The sequence below is a fragment of the Cronbergia sp. UHCC 0137 genome, assembly GCF_034932285.1.
In the GTDB taxonomy this organism is placed as follows: domain Bacteria; phylum Cyanobacteriota; class Cyanobacteriia; order Cyanobacteriales; family Nostocaceae; genus Cronbergia.
Genome location: NZ_JAYGHC010000024.1, coordinates 71,454 through 84,405, shown reverse-complemented (window position 1 = coordinate 84,405; position 12,952 = coordinate 71,454). Strand labels below are relative to the sequence as shown.

The window sequence follows — 12,952 nt, the reverse complement described above, 5'->3', positions numbered from 1 at the left end:
AATTTGAGCTATATTCCAATTTTGTTAATTACAGCCTTTCATGAGTCTAGTGTAGTTAAAGGGTTGGATGCTGGTGCAGATGATTTCATTCGCAAACCATTTGATACAGATGAATTACTAGCACGAGTGCGATCGCTCTTACGTCTCAAGCACAGTATTGACGAACAAGAAAAAATGCTTCGTCAGCGAGAAGATTTTGTTTCTCGTCTTACCCATGATCTGCGAACCCCCCTTGTAGCAGCAGATCGGATGCTGAGTTTGTTTCAACAGGAGGCATTTTGCGAAATTTCTCCCACAATGAAACAAGCGATCGCTGTGATGATTCGCAGTAACCAAAACTTAATGCAAATGGTCAACACATTACTCGAAGTCTATCGTTTTGAAGCCGATAAAAAAACCTTAAACCTAGAAAAATGTGATTTAAAAGAAATAGCCCAAGAGGTAGTCAGCGAACTAATTCCCCTAGCTAGTGAAAAAGGGTTGACTTTGAAATTAGATACCCATCAATTAAATCAATTAGAAAATGATCCTGGTATAACATTAGGCGATCGGCTAGAACTACGACGGGTGTTAAGTAACTTAGTTGGTAACGCCATTAAATTTACAGATACAGGTAGCATCGAAGTTCGGATTAGTGAAACATCAACCACAGATCAAGATACAGTAATCATTGAAGTAGCTGATACAGGTTATGGAATTGCTCCCGAAGATCAAACAACTATTTTTGAGCGATTTCGTCAAGGTAAAAATAAAAGATCAGGTAGTGGTTTAGGTCTACACTTATCTCGATGTATTGTAGAAGCTCAAAATGGCAAAATAGAAGTTTTCTCAGAACGAGGTAAAGGCAGTACATTTACAGTCCAATTACCCAAGAAAATCTGATCACGTCTGGGAGAGAAGTCGAACCCGACAATCCCAATGTTTTTCGGTAATTTACAGTTTTTTACATAGCCGTCTACTTACCTAATCCCTACCCCCGTCACCTGTCACCTGAACCCAGCAAGGCTCGAATTTCCCATCCAGTAATCGGTGAATAATGGCCTCTAAATCCTCAAGCATATAAGGCTTACTGATGTAGTCATTAAAACCTGCTTTCATAATACGTTCTCGCTCCTCCACACCACCTAAAGCCGTAACAGCAACTACTGGAATATGGCGAGTCAATGGTTCTTGCTTCAGGTGACGCACAACATCTATACCACTAAGTCCAGGCAAAAAAATATCCAATAAAATCAAATCTGGCTGATATTCTTTTGCCACTATTACTGTTGTAGAACTATTTGTTTGACCAATAAATTTACACCCAATTGACTCAAGGGCATAACTAATTAACAGTAGACTATCTTCATGATCTTCTACTACTAAAATCAAAGGTTGACGAGTGCTTTGTCTCTTTTCATCACTCATGAATGAATGTGCCAGATACATCTCTTCTCCAGAAGATTAAATTACGATTCGTCGTCTTGCTGGTGAGAACAGGGGACTAGCTCTTTTTTCGCTTGCACCCAGTTAAAAACCTCTAAACTGATTAGCTCTAACAGACACCTTTTGATTATATGCAAAACTACAGAATATTTTCCTAATTACTTCATAATAAATTTATAGATAAAAATAAAATATTTAAGTACAGTATTATCCCTATTGTATGGAAAATAATATATTTTTTTATATACAGGATTGACACCTAAAAAGATTGCTGAGTATGAGATTATGCCTTGATATTTTTTTTAGATAAAACTCTTTGAAAATTTTAAATGTAAATTCTCATATCTATGTTATAATAGTTATCGCTACAACTAAAAAGTTGATAAGTTAGTTTGGAGAGGTGTCCGAGTGGTTGATGGTGACGCACTCGAAATGCGTTTTGGGGTAACTCAACGGGGGTTCAAATCCCCCCCTCTCCGTTTAATCAATACCAAGTAAGAATATATACATATTTTTTCAATACAAATGGAATTTTTATATTCCATAATTTTTACATATATTGTGATGCTGACCTAGTGGTCTGTCAATTTTCTATTTGTGGATAAAGACGCTTGAGACGGATACGGGCATCCGCTGTTGTGAACTGCCAATCTACAGATTTTTGTGAATGATTGCGCTGAGTGTACCAAGCCGTTGTTTCTTGTTCTAAAGTTTCAATATCAGGAATCCGACGATCTAAGCATTGCCGAGTCATTGCGGACAGTTCGTTTTCAGCGATATTGAGCCCTTCGGGTTCAGCAGTCGCTCATGGGGGAAACCCTCAAGACCGCGCTGCTTCACCAACTTCCATGTTTAGGGGTGATCAGGATATTGACACCTTAGTAGTAATGACGGAGTGCAAAGTAAGTAAAGCTACATTCTACAGAGCGATCGCTAAATTCCAAGAGCTTGAATTGTTCGACTTTCAAGATCAAGGTATCAGTATTCGTAACCTCAATGGTGTATTTAGTCTCAGAAATGAGACAACAGTCTCAAAAATGCGAAAATCAATCGCCAAAACCCAGTTCTAGCAAGGATTCCAATTCTCCTCAGACTATACAGACTTATTCAGACTATATAGACTCTCTCTCAAATCATGAGAAAGAGAGTTTTTTAAAATTTGGTTTTGAAAAAGCGAATAAGTTACCCAGGCCACCAGAGCTTCCCCACAAGTGGATAGAAGTACATTGGCAGGAAATATCAGCAGAGTGGATGAAGCTACAGGGTAAAATTCCTCAAGTTCAGCAGCAAAAATGGAAAAATCACCCCTATCGAATAGATGGGAAAACATTAAGGCATTCCTATGATAAGGGAAAGAATAAAAAAGCCATCCACATGGTAAGTGCATGGGCAACTACTAATCGCCTAGTATTAGGACAATGCAAGGTAGAAGAAAAGTCAAATGAAATAACAGCAATACCGGAATTAATTAAAGTATTAGATATAGCCGGATGTTTAGTAACGATTGATGCGATGGGATGTCAAAAAGAGATAGTTAAATCAATTGTAGAGAAGTCAGGTGAATATATTATTGCACTAAAAAAGAATCAAGGCAATCTATATAAAAATGTGGAATAAGCATTCAAAGATGCTATAGCCAAAGGATTTGATGGATTCAAACATAGTAAATTCAGTACAAAAGAAGATGAACATGGAAGAGAAGAAATCCGTCATTATTTAAACTCATTACATTGGGTGTTGGATGTAGCTTTTAGAGAGGATGATTGTCGGATAAGAAAGGATAATGCACCGCAAAACTTTGCAGTTCTACGTCATATAGCAGTTAATCTTCTAGGAAAAGAAAAGAGCCAAAAACTAGGAACTAAAAGTAAGCGTTTTTGTGCAGGATGGGATGATGAATATTTAGAAAAGATTTTAGAATGTATCTGATGAAAATCAGAAAAGATAGATACACATAAATATAAACGATTTATTTTTCTATTGATTCTGCAATAGAATCTAGATTTTTGATGTCAAAAAATATAGCTATTAATATATAGAACTGAACAAAATAAATCCATCATCAAAAATAAATAATTACTCTAAATTTATTAAATTTTTAGGATACTAATAAAGGAATTTATCAGATTTTGAATGAAATGACATATTTTTCCAAATTGATGCACTAATATAGTATTTTGTCAAGATAATTTAGATGCGTTTCCCCTGAGTGGTGATGAAAGGTTGTGTTTTGTTTAGCCAATTGGCTGGCTATGGATTTGTAGCCAATCTGCGAGGTTTTGCATTTCGATGTCTTGGCTTTGCTGGCTGGCGGCGAGTTGCCAAAAGTAACGGGCGGCTTCAATTTCTGAGGCGATTAATTCAATACCATTTAGGGCGAGAAAGGTATAGACGGCGATGAGGGCGATGCGTTTGTTGCCATCGATAAAGCAATGATTTTTGATTAGTCCATAGCCATAGGCGGCAGCGAGTTGGTAGAGGGTCGCGGTTTGCTCGCTGTAATAGTAGAGGTTTTGTGGTTTGTGGAGGGTTGAGTCTAGTGCGCCTGTGTTGAGGATGCCCAGCACTCCGCCAGATTCGGCAAGGATTTCGCCATGAATTGCGATAATTTCCTTTTCGTTGAGCCAGTATGGTTCTGTCATTTGGCGAGGTCGATCAGGGCGTTACGATATTTTTTGATGCCACGCCTTGCAATTTCCATTTTTTTAGCAAAGTCGGGATCGAAGGCGGTGATTTCGTAACCGTTGGGGGTTTTGGTCAAATAAATATTGTCACCGTCGTCAATATTCAGGTTAGCAGCGATTTCTTTGGGAATGATGACGCTGAGGGAGTTACCGCGTTTTTTGACGTTGAGTAGCATGATGGCTGTTTCTCAAGGTTTGATTTTGTTTCATGCTAACACTTGTTACTACAAATGTTGCAACGTTTAGTTCTGATAATTTTTAAAATGTTAGTTTGCTGCTATTACCGCAATCAGCGATCGCTTCGCCCCATTCAAATAGCGCGTTAACTATAAAATTGTTGAATTAATTATTCCCGCTTAAATTTCCAGATTATTTGTAACTGCTTACCAACTGCTGGATCAAAATGTCTGGCGATCGCTACGCTCTCTATTCCTTCAGTCCCGTCAGGGATACGCCGAAGGCATCGCCATATCCCCACACGACTCGGTGGTACTTCAAATTTAGGATCTGTAACTGTATACTTTGCATTCTAGTACGGATGAGGGAGATGCCGTTTTAGTTCAACAGCATGAAAACCCTGTTGAGAGTCAAAACTGTTGACGTGCTTACTATCGTTCATAGATCGGAATAACACAAATTCCACAGGAATTCCTGTTTTGGTTGTTAATAATTGAACTCGCACACCATAGAAGTATCTTTTCTTGGAAGCAATATAACCTCTATACTGCTCTGACTCAATTAACTTGACATTAAAAATACGAATACTATCACACATTGGCACAGGGAATGAGTCTAAAAGATACTCTGTATCATTACTGATTTCTTTAAGTATCATTCCCATTTGATGAAATAAATCGTTCATTAACATGAAAACTCCGTGCAATCTTCTATTAAATCGTGATTTATCTAACATATTCGGTATCAAACCATGTTCTTTCATATAATTGCAAGCCTTACTATGGTTGCCACTGAAAAACATTGCTGCACACACAGCCGTTGTGATAATTTCTGCATCACTGACCACTCTCCGACTATCTTCTTTATGCCCAATCGCTTTCAATAAGTCATCTGTGATAGCATATATGGCAATTATTTCGTTTAACATACACCCCTCCTCTTTTTCTTTCTGGAGGGGATTTTATTACTTTATTGACCCACTGCATTCACAAAGTCCAGCAAGGGCAACCGCTCTTCCCCATAACTAGCAACTTGGGTTATTATTGATTTTTTAAAATATCTTCTGTATGAAGAACAATGCAAAATCAAACATCTTCGCGGTATGATAAAAACACTAAATAGTTTGATGAGGTATAGATAGGTTATATCCTTAAATCCTAACCCACTGCAAAATCAGTAAACTGTCTCATATAAGGTGGCTTAAAACCTAAAACAATATCCGTTTTTGGTACTCCCAAATCCACCAACTCACTAGCTACACCTTCCTCAGTAAAATCTCTCTGAATCCAAATTTTTCCATCTCTAATATCTACATGAATAATTGTCCCATAAGCCCTTTCATTATTTTCCCATCCTACATGAACTACTAAATAACTATTTCTTTCAGAATCAAAAATTAACTCCTTTTCTGTTCCGTTGGAAGCATGATTTTCTGTATGTCTTGCTAATACAGTTTTTACCAATTCAGGATAATTCATTCCTTCCATAAAACAATCTCCTGTTTAATAGCTTCAAATATCAATTCGTAGGGTGCATTAAGAGCGCGACGTAAATAAAATTAATTCATGAGATTAAATTTAATCAATTTTGGTGCGTTACGCTTCGCTAACACACCCTACTGTCTGAATCAGGATTTCCAGGATTTAAGGATGTACAGGATGAAGAGAAAATTAATCTTTAAAATCGGAAATATTACCAGATAAATATTCATACAAAATCCTGTAAATCCTCTAATCCTGAGCATCCTGATTCAGACAAAAAATATTTGTAATCTAAACAAACCAATTCTCATTCTATCCTCTCTCTGCGTCTCTGCGCCTCTGCGAGAGAAAAAAAAGGGATAAGCCCAAAAGCCTATCCCCAAAAAATCAACTAAATGATTTACGTTCCAGACTGCCAAGAATTGATATAGTCAATTTGATCTGCTGTCAAACTATCAATGAAAATGCCCATAGCTTGCAACTTCAAACGAGCAATTTCTTCATCCACTTCTCTAGGAATAGAGTGCAAACCAGCAGCTAAACTACCCTTATTCTTCACCAGGTATTCAACAGCCAAAGCTTGGTTAGCAAAACTCATATCCATAACTGCGCTGGGGTGTCCTTCAGCAGCAGCCAAATTAATCAAACGTCCTTGTCCGAGTACAACAACGGATTTACCATTTGTCAATTTATACTCTTCAGTGAAAGGACGGACATCCTTGATTTCCTTAGCATTAGCGGCTAAGTATTTCAAATCAAGTTCCAAATCAAAGTGACCAGAGTTACAAACGATCGCACCGTCTTTCATCACATCGAAGTGTTCACCCCGAACGACGTGCTTGTTACCTGTCACAGTAATGAAGATATCACCGTGAGGTGCTGCTTCCGCCATTGGTAGCACACGGAAACCATCCATAACGGCTTCAATTGCCTTGATGTGGTCAATTTCGGTGACAATGACGTTTGCACCCATCCCACGGGCGCGGAGGGCTGTTCCCTTACCACACCAGCCATAACCGACAACCACAACAGTCTTACCAGCTAACAAAATATTTGTAGCGCGGATAATCCCATCTAAGGTAGATTGACCAGTACCATAGCGGTTATCAAAGAAGTGCTTGGTGTCTGCGTCGTTGACGTTCATCGCAGGGAAGGTGAGAACGCCTTCGTTAAACATGGCGCGTAACCGCACGATCCCAGTGGTGGTTTCTTCGGTGCTACCAATTAAATCTGCGATTTGGTGTTGACGATGTTGAACCAATTCTGCTACCACGTCGCTACCGTCATCAACAATGATGTTGGGGCGATGATCTAAGGCTATTTGCACGTGGCGGTTATAGGTGGCGCTATCTTCGCCTTTTTGAGCAAATACGGAAATTTCATGATCAGCTACAAGACTTGCAGCTACGTCATCTTGAGTTGATAAGGGGTTACTAGCAATCAATACAGCATCAGCACCACCGGCTTTAAGAGCGATCGCTAAATGTGCTGTTTCTGTGGTCACGTGGGCGCAAGCAACAAGGCGCAATCCAGCAAAGGGCTTTTCTTGCTCAAAGCGATCGCGGATTTGCTTCAATACGGGCATTTCTCGTCCAGCCCATTCAATCCGTTGTCTTCCCAAGGGAGCGAGAGCGAGGTCTTTAACCTCGTGCTTTAATCTGGGAGTAGTTGCAGTCATGAAAAATTATCCTTTAAAAAATGAAACAGGTCTATAAACCTTCACGTACTTTAACAATATTTTCTGACAAGTAGCCATATTTTCTGGTAAATATCAGCCAAGGTAATTTTTCAAGGATTATATACGAAAATATATCAGATTTGATATAGTAAAAATATGGAGCAAACTAATAAACCCCTAGTTTGGTTGCATGGACAAGTGAAAACTCCACCATTCACAGACACAGCACGAATAGAAGCTGGTGTATTACTGCGGCAATTACAGCAAGGTGAAAATTTAGAAATGCCTCATTCACGACCAATGCCAAATATTGGACCACACTGTCATGAATTAAGGATCAGAGATATAGATAAAAATTGGAGAATTATTTATAGAATTGACGACGATGCAATATTAATTGTGGAAGTATTTAACAAAACTTCTAGAGAAACACCAGATAGTGTAATTGATACCTGCAAAAAACGATTAAGTAAATATGACAGAGATTGAGAGGATAAAATTTTATGGATAAATTAAAGAGAGAACGTCTAGAAGCTAAAGGTTGGAAAATTGGCACAGTGACAGAATTTTTGGAATTAACCCCAGAAGAAGCAGCATTAGTAGAAATTAAATTAGCTCTCAGTCGCAGTTTGAAAGTAAGAAGACAAAATTTAATGACTCAGACTGAATTAGCTAATAAAATTCATTCTAGCCAACCCAGAATTGCTAATGCTGAAAATGGAGATGATTCTGTTTCCATTGAGTTATTAATACGTGCAATGTTAGCTACTGGTGCAACTCCCCAGGATATTGGCCAAATAATTGCTAGTGTTCAGGGATGAGTGTTAGAGAGTTATTGCGAAACTGTATATTCATAAATAGCAGTGAGTGTAATTGATTAAATCAATGAAGCCAAAGTTTGCATCAACACCTTAGATTCCTTACCCATCTGACCTTGTAATAAAAATTGATACCATTGTTGTAATTGTTGGCGAGCTAAACTATAAAGTGGATCATCAATAGCTGAATTAAAAAGTTCCACTATCGCTTGTCTTTGAGTTTTTCCGCGTCCTAAAATCCTCAGCCAGAGAGTTGAAACATCTACAGGCAATTCACTTATAACAACAATATTAGTACAAAAAATTGGAGGCAAATTATAAACACCTGGAATATTTATAGCAGATGGCTTGACTCCAAACCCTTGAAAATGGTCAGGAAAAATAGAGGGAACGATGATCAATTGGGTTTTATTCTCATCCTCTTCCGATTCTTCCTGATCTGTATCTTTCAAAGTTTCATTTACAGGAATAATTCCGCCATGACTTTCACTTGTCCACGTTAAAAAATGACTGATACAGGTTCGTACTTCCTGTGCGTCTGGTGTCCAGCGTAGAGGTTGAATAATACAGGGAGTCGAAGTAAGTTCTCCCAATAATCCCAAGGATGTCCTAGATTTATTGATATCAGGTTCAAACAATACATCTACCAGTTTTGCTTCCGCTACCACTTCAGGACTAACCAATATACGAGGGTTATTAGTAAGGAGTGTTTCTATGTATGTACGTTCCCAACCAAATCGAGAAGGATGTTTATAAACTCTCAATTTAGGGTCGCGGGGAATAGGTTCATTCAGGAAAATATTACCGTAATTACTAAGTAGTACAGAAAGGTAATTTTGAGCAAAAATCATAAAAGATGGTCGAGACATAGGAAATTTATCAAAAACATTGTTTCTAAATATGGTTCACAGGTAACAGGTAACAGGGGAAAGAGACAATATTTTGTAATATTGTTAGAAATTTTGCCTCATTTCTTATACAGATTAAGATTTCTGGTTTTTTTGCCTAGATTTTGCATATTAACTCAAGTTGCTAGTTATTAATTTTGCGGATATTTTGTAATGTGTAGGGTGCGTCAGACAGAATAATTTAGGCTAAAATCACTAATTTTAAGTTTCTGACGCACCTTAATTTGATCTAACTAGCAACTTAGGTTATTAGGTACTGAAGAACCAATCTTAAATCATTCTATATCACGTTGAAATAAATTATCGTAGAGACGTTCCATGGAATATCTCTACTACTACAATCAAAAATACAGCATATTGTTAATTTTCTACTCGATTCTGTTGTTGTAGTAATTCTTCAAAATTCTCTAATGAAGCAACTGTAACTGCTTGTTTTACAAGACTTTTTAGAAAATCTAAATCCTTGAGAGAATTTATCTGATTTTTTAGGTTATCTGATAAATTTCCAAATCGTGTTTCTAGGATTTGAATTACATTTTCATGCCCCATTTTCAACATTCCATCAATTTCAAAACTGGTTAAAAAAGGCATACGGTTTTCCTCCTCATAACGATTTAATTCTGTTTTGAATTGAAATTGTAGTGTTTCCGGTAATGTCATGATCCATTCAATAAACCGGAATAATTGGCGAATTTGTTCTCCTGTATAACCTAATTGATAAAGTCGTCTAACTAGATTTGATTTGAACTGAAATCTCTGTTGTGCGTTACCTTGAGTAGCTTGGGTTTGCAAATGGGCTATAATAATAATAGCAAAGGGGTTATTGCTTTGTTCTAAAACATCATTGCTATAATCTAATAGTTTGATGCTAGGAAAATGTAAGTGACTTTCAAATCCCCATGCACTATAACTATAAGATGTTGGTCGCCAGTTGGGGTTGTCGTCTCCTAATACTGCAAAACTAAAAACTTTTAGGCAGTAGCGGTCGAATAATCTATGATTATAAATATACATCCTTTCGGCAAAGTCAGCTTGTTCTTGTCCTTGAATTTCTATATGTATCAGGACTAAAGCGTTTTCTCCGTTACGGAGAGTGACTTTCAGGAGTTTATCAGCTAAACGTCTTCCTGTTTCTGAGTCTCGGATCAGTTCTTGTAATTCTGTGTCTAGAGTTTCATAGCCTTTTTCCCAGTTAATGTCTTGATAGACTTCTGGAAAGCAGTATTCAATGAATGGTTCAAGGTAAACTGTTATCGCCTCTTTCCACGCACTGTCATAGTCTGAGTTTGGTTGATTGTTCATAGAGAAATAAGTAAATATCCTAAAACTTATAAAAATATCTCACGTTTCTCGTAGCTTATTTTGACAACCAACCATATTTGCTCATAATATAGTTATTTGCTAGTTTATAGTACCTTCACCTGACCTATAAGCAATATTAACACCCTATCTAGCTTTTTGTTTTTTCATCCTTCTCTGGTAAACTCATCACCAACCTTGTGAATTGCCCAAGGAGGTAGTTGATTGTTAGTTCAATTTTTGGCGATCGCAGGTACAATGGTAATAGCCGTTGGCACTGCAACCAAAGTTACAGCCCAGATTCCTTTTTTATCCTATCCCCCCAGTCCCAACAATTTAACCAATCAAGTAGATAACAAAATCATCACAGGCTGGATATATTTAGATGGTCGCCGTTTATTTGCGATCGCTGCCTCGAAAAACAACTTTCCCCAACGAATACAAAACATTCAACAGAATTTACAAGCCATTACCCATAATTATCTCCAAACATCCGCCAAAGAAGTCAAAGTTGAAATCCGCACCTTAAACGCATTACCAGTCATCTACGTCAACGACCAATACCTGATGACGATTACCTACGAAGATGCACCCCAGGGAAACCCCTTAGTCTTAGCTAATCAAATCAGTGACACACTACAAAACAACCTCCCATTAGCCAAAAAAGAACGACAAACTAGGTTTTTAATTCAGCAAGGTCAAATTGCCGCAGGTAGCGTAGTCGCAATGTTAATCTTGAGTTGGGGTATACGTTCCTGGCAACGACGTTTAAGTAAAGAAGCAGAAAATTCCCTTCCCCCCAATTTACCAGCCAGCAAACCAATCACCACCTTACTCAAACAACAACAAGAAGAACATCTTTCCGAAGTCAAAAAAAGATTATTTCAACTAGCCCAATCAGGGATTTGGGGAAGTGGCAGCTTCTTAATTTTAGGTCTGTTTCCCTACACGCGAGCCTTTCAAGTAGGTATTCTCACCGTTGCTCAAATTCCTATCCGCTTGGGTGTCGTTGTCTTAGGAACTTATGTGGCCATCCGGTTTACTTACGCCTTAATTAATCACTTCACATCCACCATCGTTAGCGGAGGGGCTCTACTCACCCCAGAAACATCAGAACGCCTACAACTGCGAGTTTCTACCTTTTCCGGCGTAACCAAAAGTATTTCTACTATTATCTGGGTCGGAACTGGCATTTTGGTAGCATTAATAGCTTTGGGTATAGATATTGTCCCTCTCCTCGCTGGGGCTAGTTTAGTCGGTGTGGCCGTGTCTCTAGCTTCCCAAAACTTAATTAAAGATGCAATTAACGGCTTTTTAATTATCCTTGAAGATCAGTATGCCCTTGGTGATGTGATCAATGTGGGTGATGTCGGTGGATTAGTGGAAAATCTAAATCTGCGGATGACTCAGTTACGGGATGGAGAAGGACGCTTAATCACCATCCCCAACAGCGAAATTAAAATTGTCGCCAATCTCTCCAGTCGCTGGTCAAGGGCTGATTTAACCATCCCCATTTCCTACCAAGCTGACATAGATGAGGCGTTAAAAATCATTGAAACCGTAGCCTTAGATATGGGACAAGATCCTCTATGGCAACGCCAAATCATCGAAAAACCCAGTATTTTGGGAATTGATAATTTTAGCGATCGCGGTATGATGATTCGCGTCTGGATCAAAACCCAACCCCTCAAACAATGGGATGTGGCGCGAGAATATCGTCGTCGTCTCAAAATCACCCTAGACCAAGCCGGATTCTCTATCCCCTTACCCCAACAGTCCATTTGGGTCAATTCAGTCCCATTACTCAAAGAATCCCATCAAAATAATAACCATTACTAATACTTCCTTCCTGCTTAAACCCATAAGGGCAGGATTTCTCTAAATATCTTGTCGAAGCAGTACATTTGTACTATAATAGTTTTTATAGACCCAACTGCTCTAAAAGACTTCTGGAAAATGTATTCTTAGGTTATTACTATGATGAAACATTACATCCTCAACCTCAACCCCACAGCGAAGCACGAATGGGATAGATATATTTTACGTGATCCCTTAACTGCGAAACGTCCAGAAATAGCCAAATTAATTGCTGAAGCAGTCAACGCGGATACAGGCACATATTTAGTCAGTGTCAACATTGAAGTAAGGGTTTTAGAGCAAGCCGCAGTACCTCCAACAGAACAACTCTCCCTTCCTTTTCCAGAACTTACTATGCCAACAAAACTACGAGAAGCCGCCTAATTTCGACTAATCATAGACCATATTCCCAGTCACCGGCTGGGAATTTCTCAGATTTCCTGAATAAATCGAGGAATCAGACTGAAATTTTGAACCCATACTAAAAGGGAAAAGCTGACTGTTGACTGCCCCCTACCTTCTGCCCCCTGCCTTCTGCCCCCTGCCTTCTGCCCCCTGCCTTCTGCCCCCTGCCTCCTGCCCCCTGCCTTCTGCCCCCTGCCTTCTGCCCCCTGCCTTCTGCCCC

General features: G+C 38.6%; 14 protein-coding genes, 1 tRNA gene and 2 pseudogenes. 8 read left to right on the top strand and 9 right to left on the bottom strand.

Annotation, left to right across the window (positions count from 1 at the left end; translation table 11 throughout):
* On the top strand, positions 1 to 882 hold an 882-nt coding region (locus tag VB711_RS14430; RefSeq protein ID WP_323286785.1), incomplete at its 5' end, for a hybrid sensor histidine kinase/response regulator.
* An 81-nt stretch (positions 883 to 963) separates the two neighbouring features.
* On the opposite strand, the gene VB711_RS14425 is transcribed toward VB711_RS14430, so the two are convergent.
* A complete protein-coding gene (locus VB711_RS14425; protein ID WP_323286784.1) occupies positions 964 to 1,428 on the bottom strand; it encodes a response regulator in 465 nt (154 codons plus the stop codon).
* A gap of 391 nt (positions 1,429 to 1,819) precedes the next feature.
* Between VB711_RS14425 and VB711_RS14420 the strand changes: the two genes are divergently transcribed.
* Positions 1,820 to 1,904 (top strand) — tRNA-Ser (locus tag VB711_RS14420).
* Between the two features lie 104 nt (positions 1,905 to 2,008).
* Here the strand turns inward: VB711_RS14420 and VB711_RS14415 are convergent.
* A pseudogene (locus tag VB711_RS14415) lies at positions 2,009 to 2,209 on the bottom strand (IS630 family transposase); the annotation flags it as partial.
* On the opposite strand from VB711_RS14415, the gene VB711_RS14410 reads away from it, so the two are divergent.
* Positions 2,205 to 2,495: a hypothetical protein gene (locus VB711_RS14410; RefSeq protein WP_323286783.1), complete on the top strand. Its 291-nt coding sequence runs from the start codon at positions 2,205 to 2,207 to the stop codon at positions 2,493 to 2,495. The pseudogene VB711_RS14415 and the gene VB711_RS14410 overlap by 5 nt on opposite strands.
* A 244-nt stretch (positions 2,496 to 2,739) precedes the next feature.
* Positions 2,740 to 3,354: pseudogene (locus tag VB711_RS14405) on the top strand (ISAs1 family transposase); the annotation flags it as partial.
* 305 nt (positions 3,355 to 3,659) lie between these two features.
* On the opposite strand, the gene VB711_RS14400 reads toward VB711_RS14405, so the two are convergent.
* The 5 genes from VB711_RS14400 to ahcY all read right to left on the bottom strand — a co-directional run bounded on the left by VB711_RS14400 (position 3,660) and on the right by ahcY (position 7,445).
* Positions 3,660 to 4,067 carry a type II toxin-antitoxin system death-on-curing family toxin gene (locus VB711_RS14400; RefSeq protein ID WP_323286782.1) on the bottom strand — a complete coding sequence of 136 codons (408 nt, stop codon included), beginning with the start codon at positions 4,065 to 4,067 and terminating at the stop codon, positions 3,660 to 3,662.
* Entirely contained in the window at positions 4,064 to 4,285 is a 222-nt protein-coding gene (locus VB711_RS14395; protein WP_148766509.1) for an AbrB/MazE/SpoVT family DNA-binding domain-containing protein, read from the bottom strand. Before VB711_RS14395 ends, VB711_RS14400 begins: the two co-directional genes overlap by 4 nt.
* A gap of 353 nt (positions 4,286 to 4,638) precedes the next feature.
* Positions 4,639 to 5,214, bottom strand: coding sequence for a hypothetical protein (locus VB711_RS14390; RefSeq protein ID WP_323286777.1), 576 nt, complete (start codon positions 5,212 to 5,214; stop codon positions 4,639 to 4,641).
* A gap of 229 nt (positions 5,215 to 5,443) precedes the next feature.
* Positions 5,444 to 5,773: a XisI protein gene (locus tag VB711_RS14385; protein WP_323286776.1), complete on the bottom strand. Its 330-nt coding sequence runs from the start codon at positions 5,771 to 5,773 to the stop codon at positions 5,444 to 5,446.
* A 394-nt stretch (positions 5,774 to 6,167) separates the two neighbouring features.
* A complete protein-coding gene (gene ahcY / locus VB711_RS14380; RefSeq protein WP_323286774.1) occupies positions 6,168 to 7,445 on the bottom strand; it encodes an adenosylhomocysteinase in 1,278 nt (425 codons plus the stop codon).
* A 156-nt stretch (positions 7,446 to 7,601) separates the two neighbouring features.
* On the opposite strand from ahcY, the gene VB711_RS14375 reads away from it, so the two are divergent.
* Both VB711_RS14375 and VB711_RS14370 read left to right on the top strand, forming a co-directional pair.
* Complete coding sequence (locus VB711_RS14375; protein ID WP_323286773.1) at positions 7,602 to 7,934, top strand: type II toxin-antitoxin system RelE/ParE family toxin; 333 nt, start codon at positions 7,602 to 7,604, stop codon at positions 7,932 to 7,934.
* 14 nt (positions 7,935 to 7,948) lie between these two features.
* Positions 7,949 to 8,266 carry a helix-turn-helix transcriptional regulator gene (locus VB711_RS14370; RefSeq protein WP_323286772.1) on the top strand — a complete coding sequence of 106 codons (318 nt, stop codon included), beginning with the start codon at positions 7,949 to 7,951 and terminating at the stop codon, positions 8,264 to 8,266.
* Positions 8,267 to 8,322: 56 nt separating this feature from the next.
* Here VB711_RS14370 and VB711_RS14365 read toward each other — a convergent pair whose 3' ends face one another.
* Together VB711_RS14365 and VB711_RS14360 are read right to left on the bottom strand one after the other, a co-directional pair.
* Entirely contained in the window at positions 8,323 to 9,132 is an 810-nt protein-coding gene (locus VB711_RS14365; RefSeq protein WP_323286771.1) for a hypothetical protein, read from the bottom strand.
* A 399-nt stretch (positions 9,133 to 9,531) separates the two neighbouring features.
* On the bottom strand, positions 9,532 to 10,473 hold the full coding sequence (locus tag VB711_RS14360; RefSeq protein ID WP_323286770.1) for a transposase: 942 nt from the start codon (positions 10,471 to 10,473) through the stop codon (positions 9,532 to 9,534).
* 222 nt (positions 10,474 to 10,695) lie between these two features.
* Here VB711_RS14360 and VB711_RS14355 point away from each other — a divergent pair, with 222 nt between their 5' ends.
* Positions 10,696 to 12,309: a mechanosensitive ion channel family protein gene (locus tag VB711_RS14355; RefSeq protein WP_323286768.1), complete on the top strand. Its 1,614-nt coding sequence runs from the start codon at positions 10,696 to 10,698 to the stop codon at positions 12,307 to 12,309.
* A gap of 138 nt (positions 12,310 to 12,447) precedes the next feature.
* Positions 12,448 to 12,711, top strand: coding sequence for a hypothetical protein (locus VB711_RS14350; protein ID WP_323286766.1), 264 nt, complete (start codon positions 12,448 to 12,450; stop codon positions 12,709 to 12,711).
* Positions 12,712 to 12,952 lie beyond the last annotated feature (241 nt).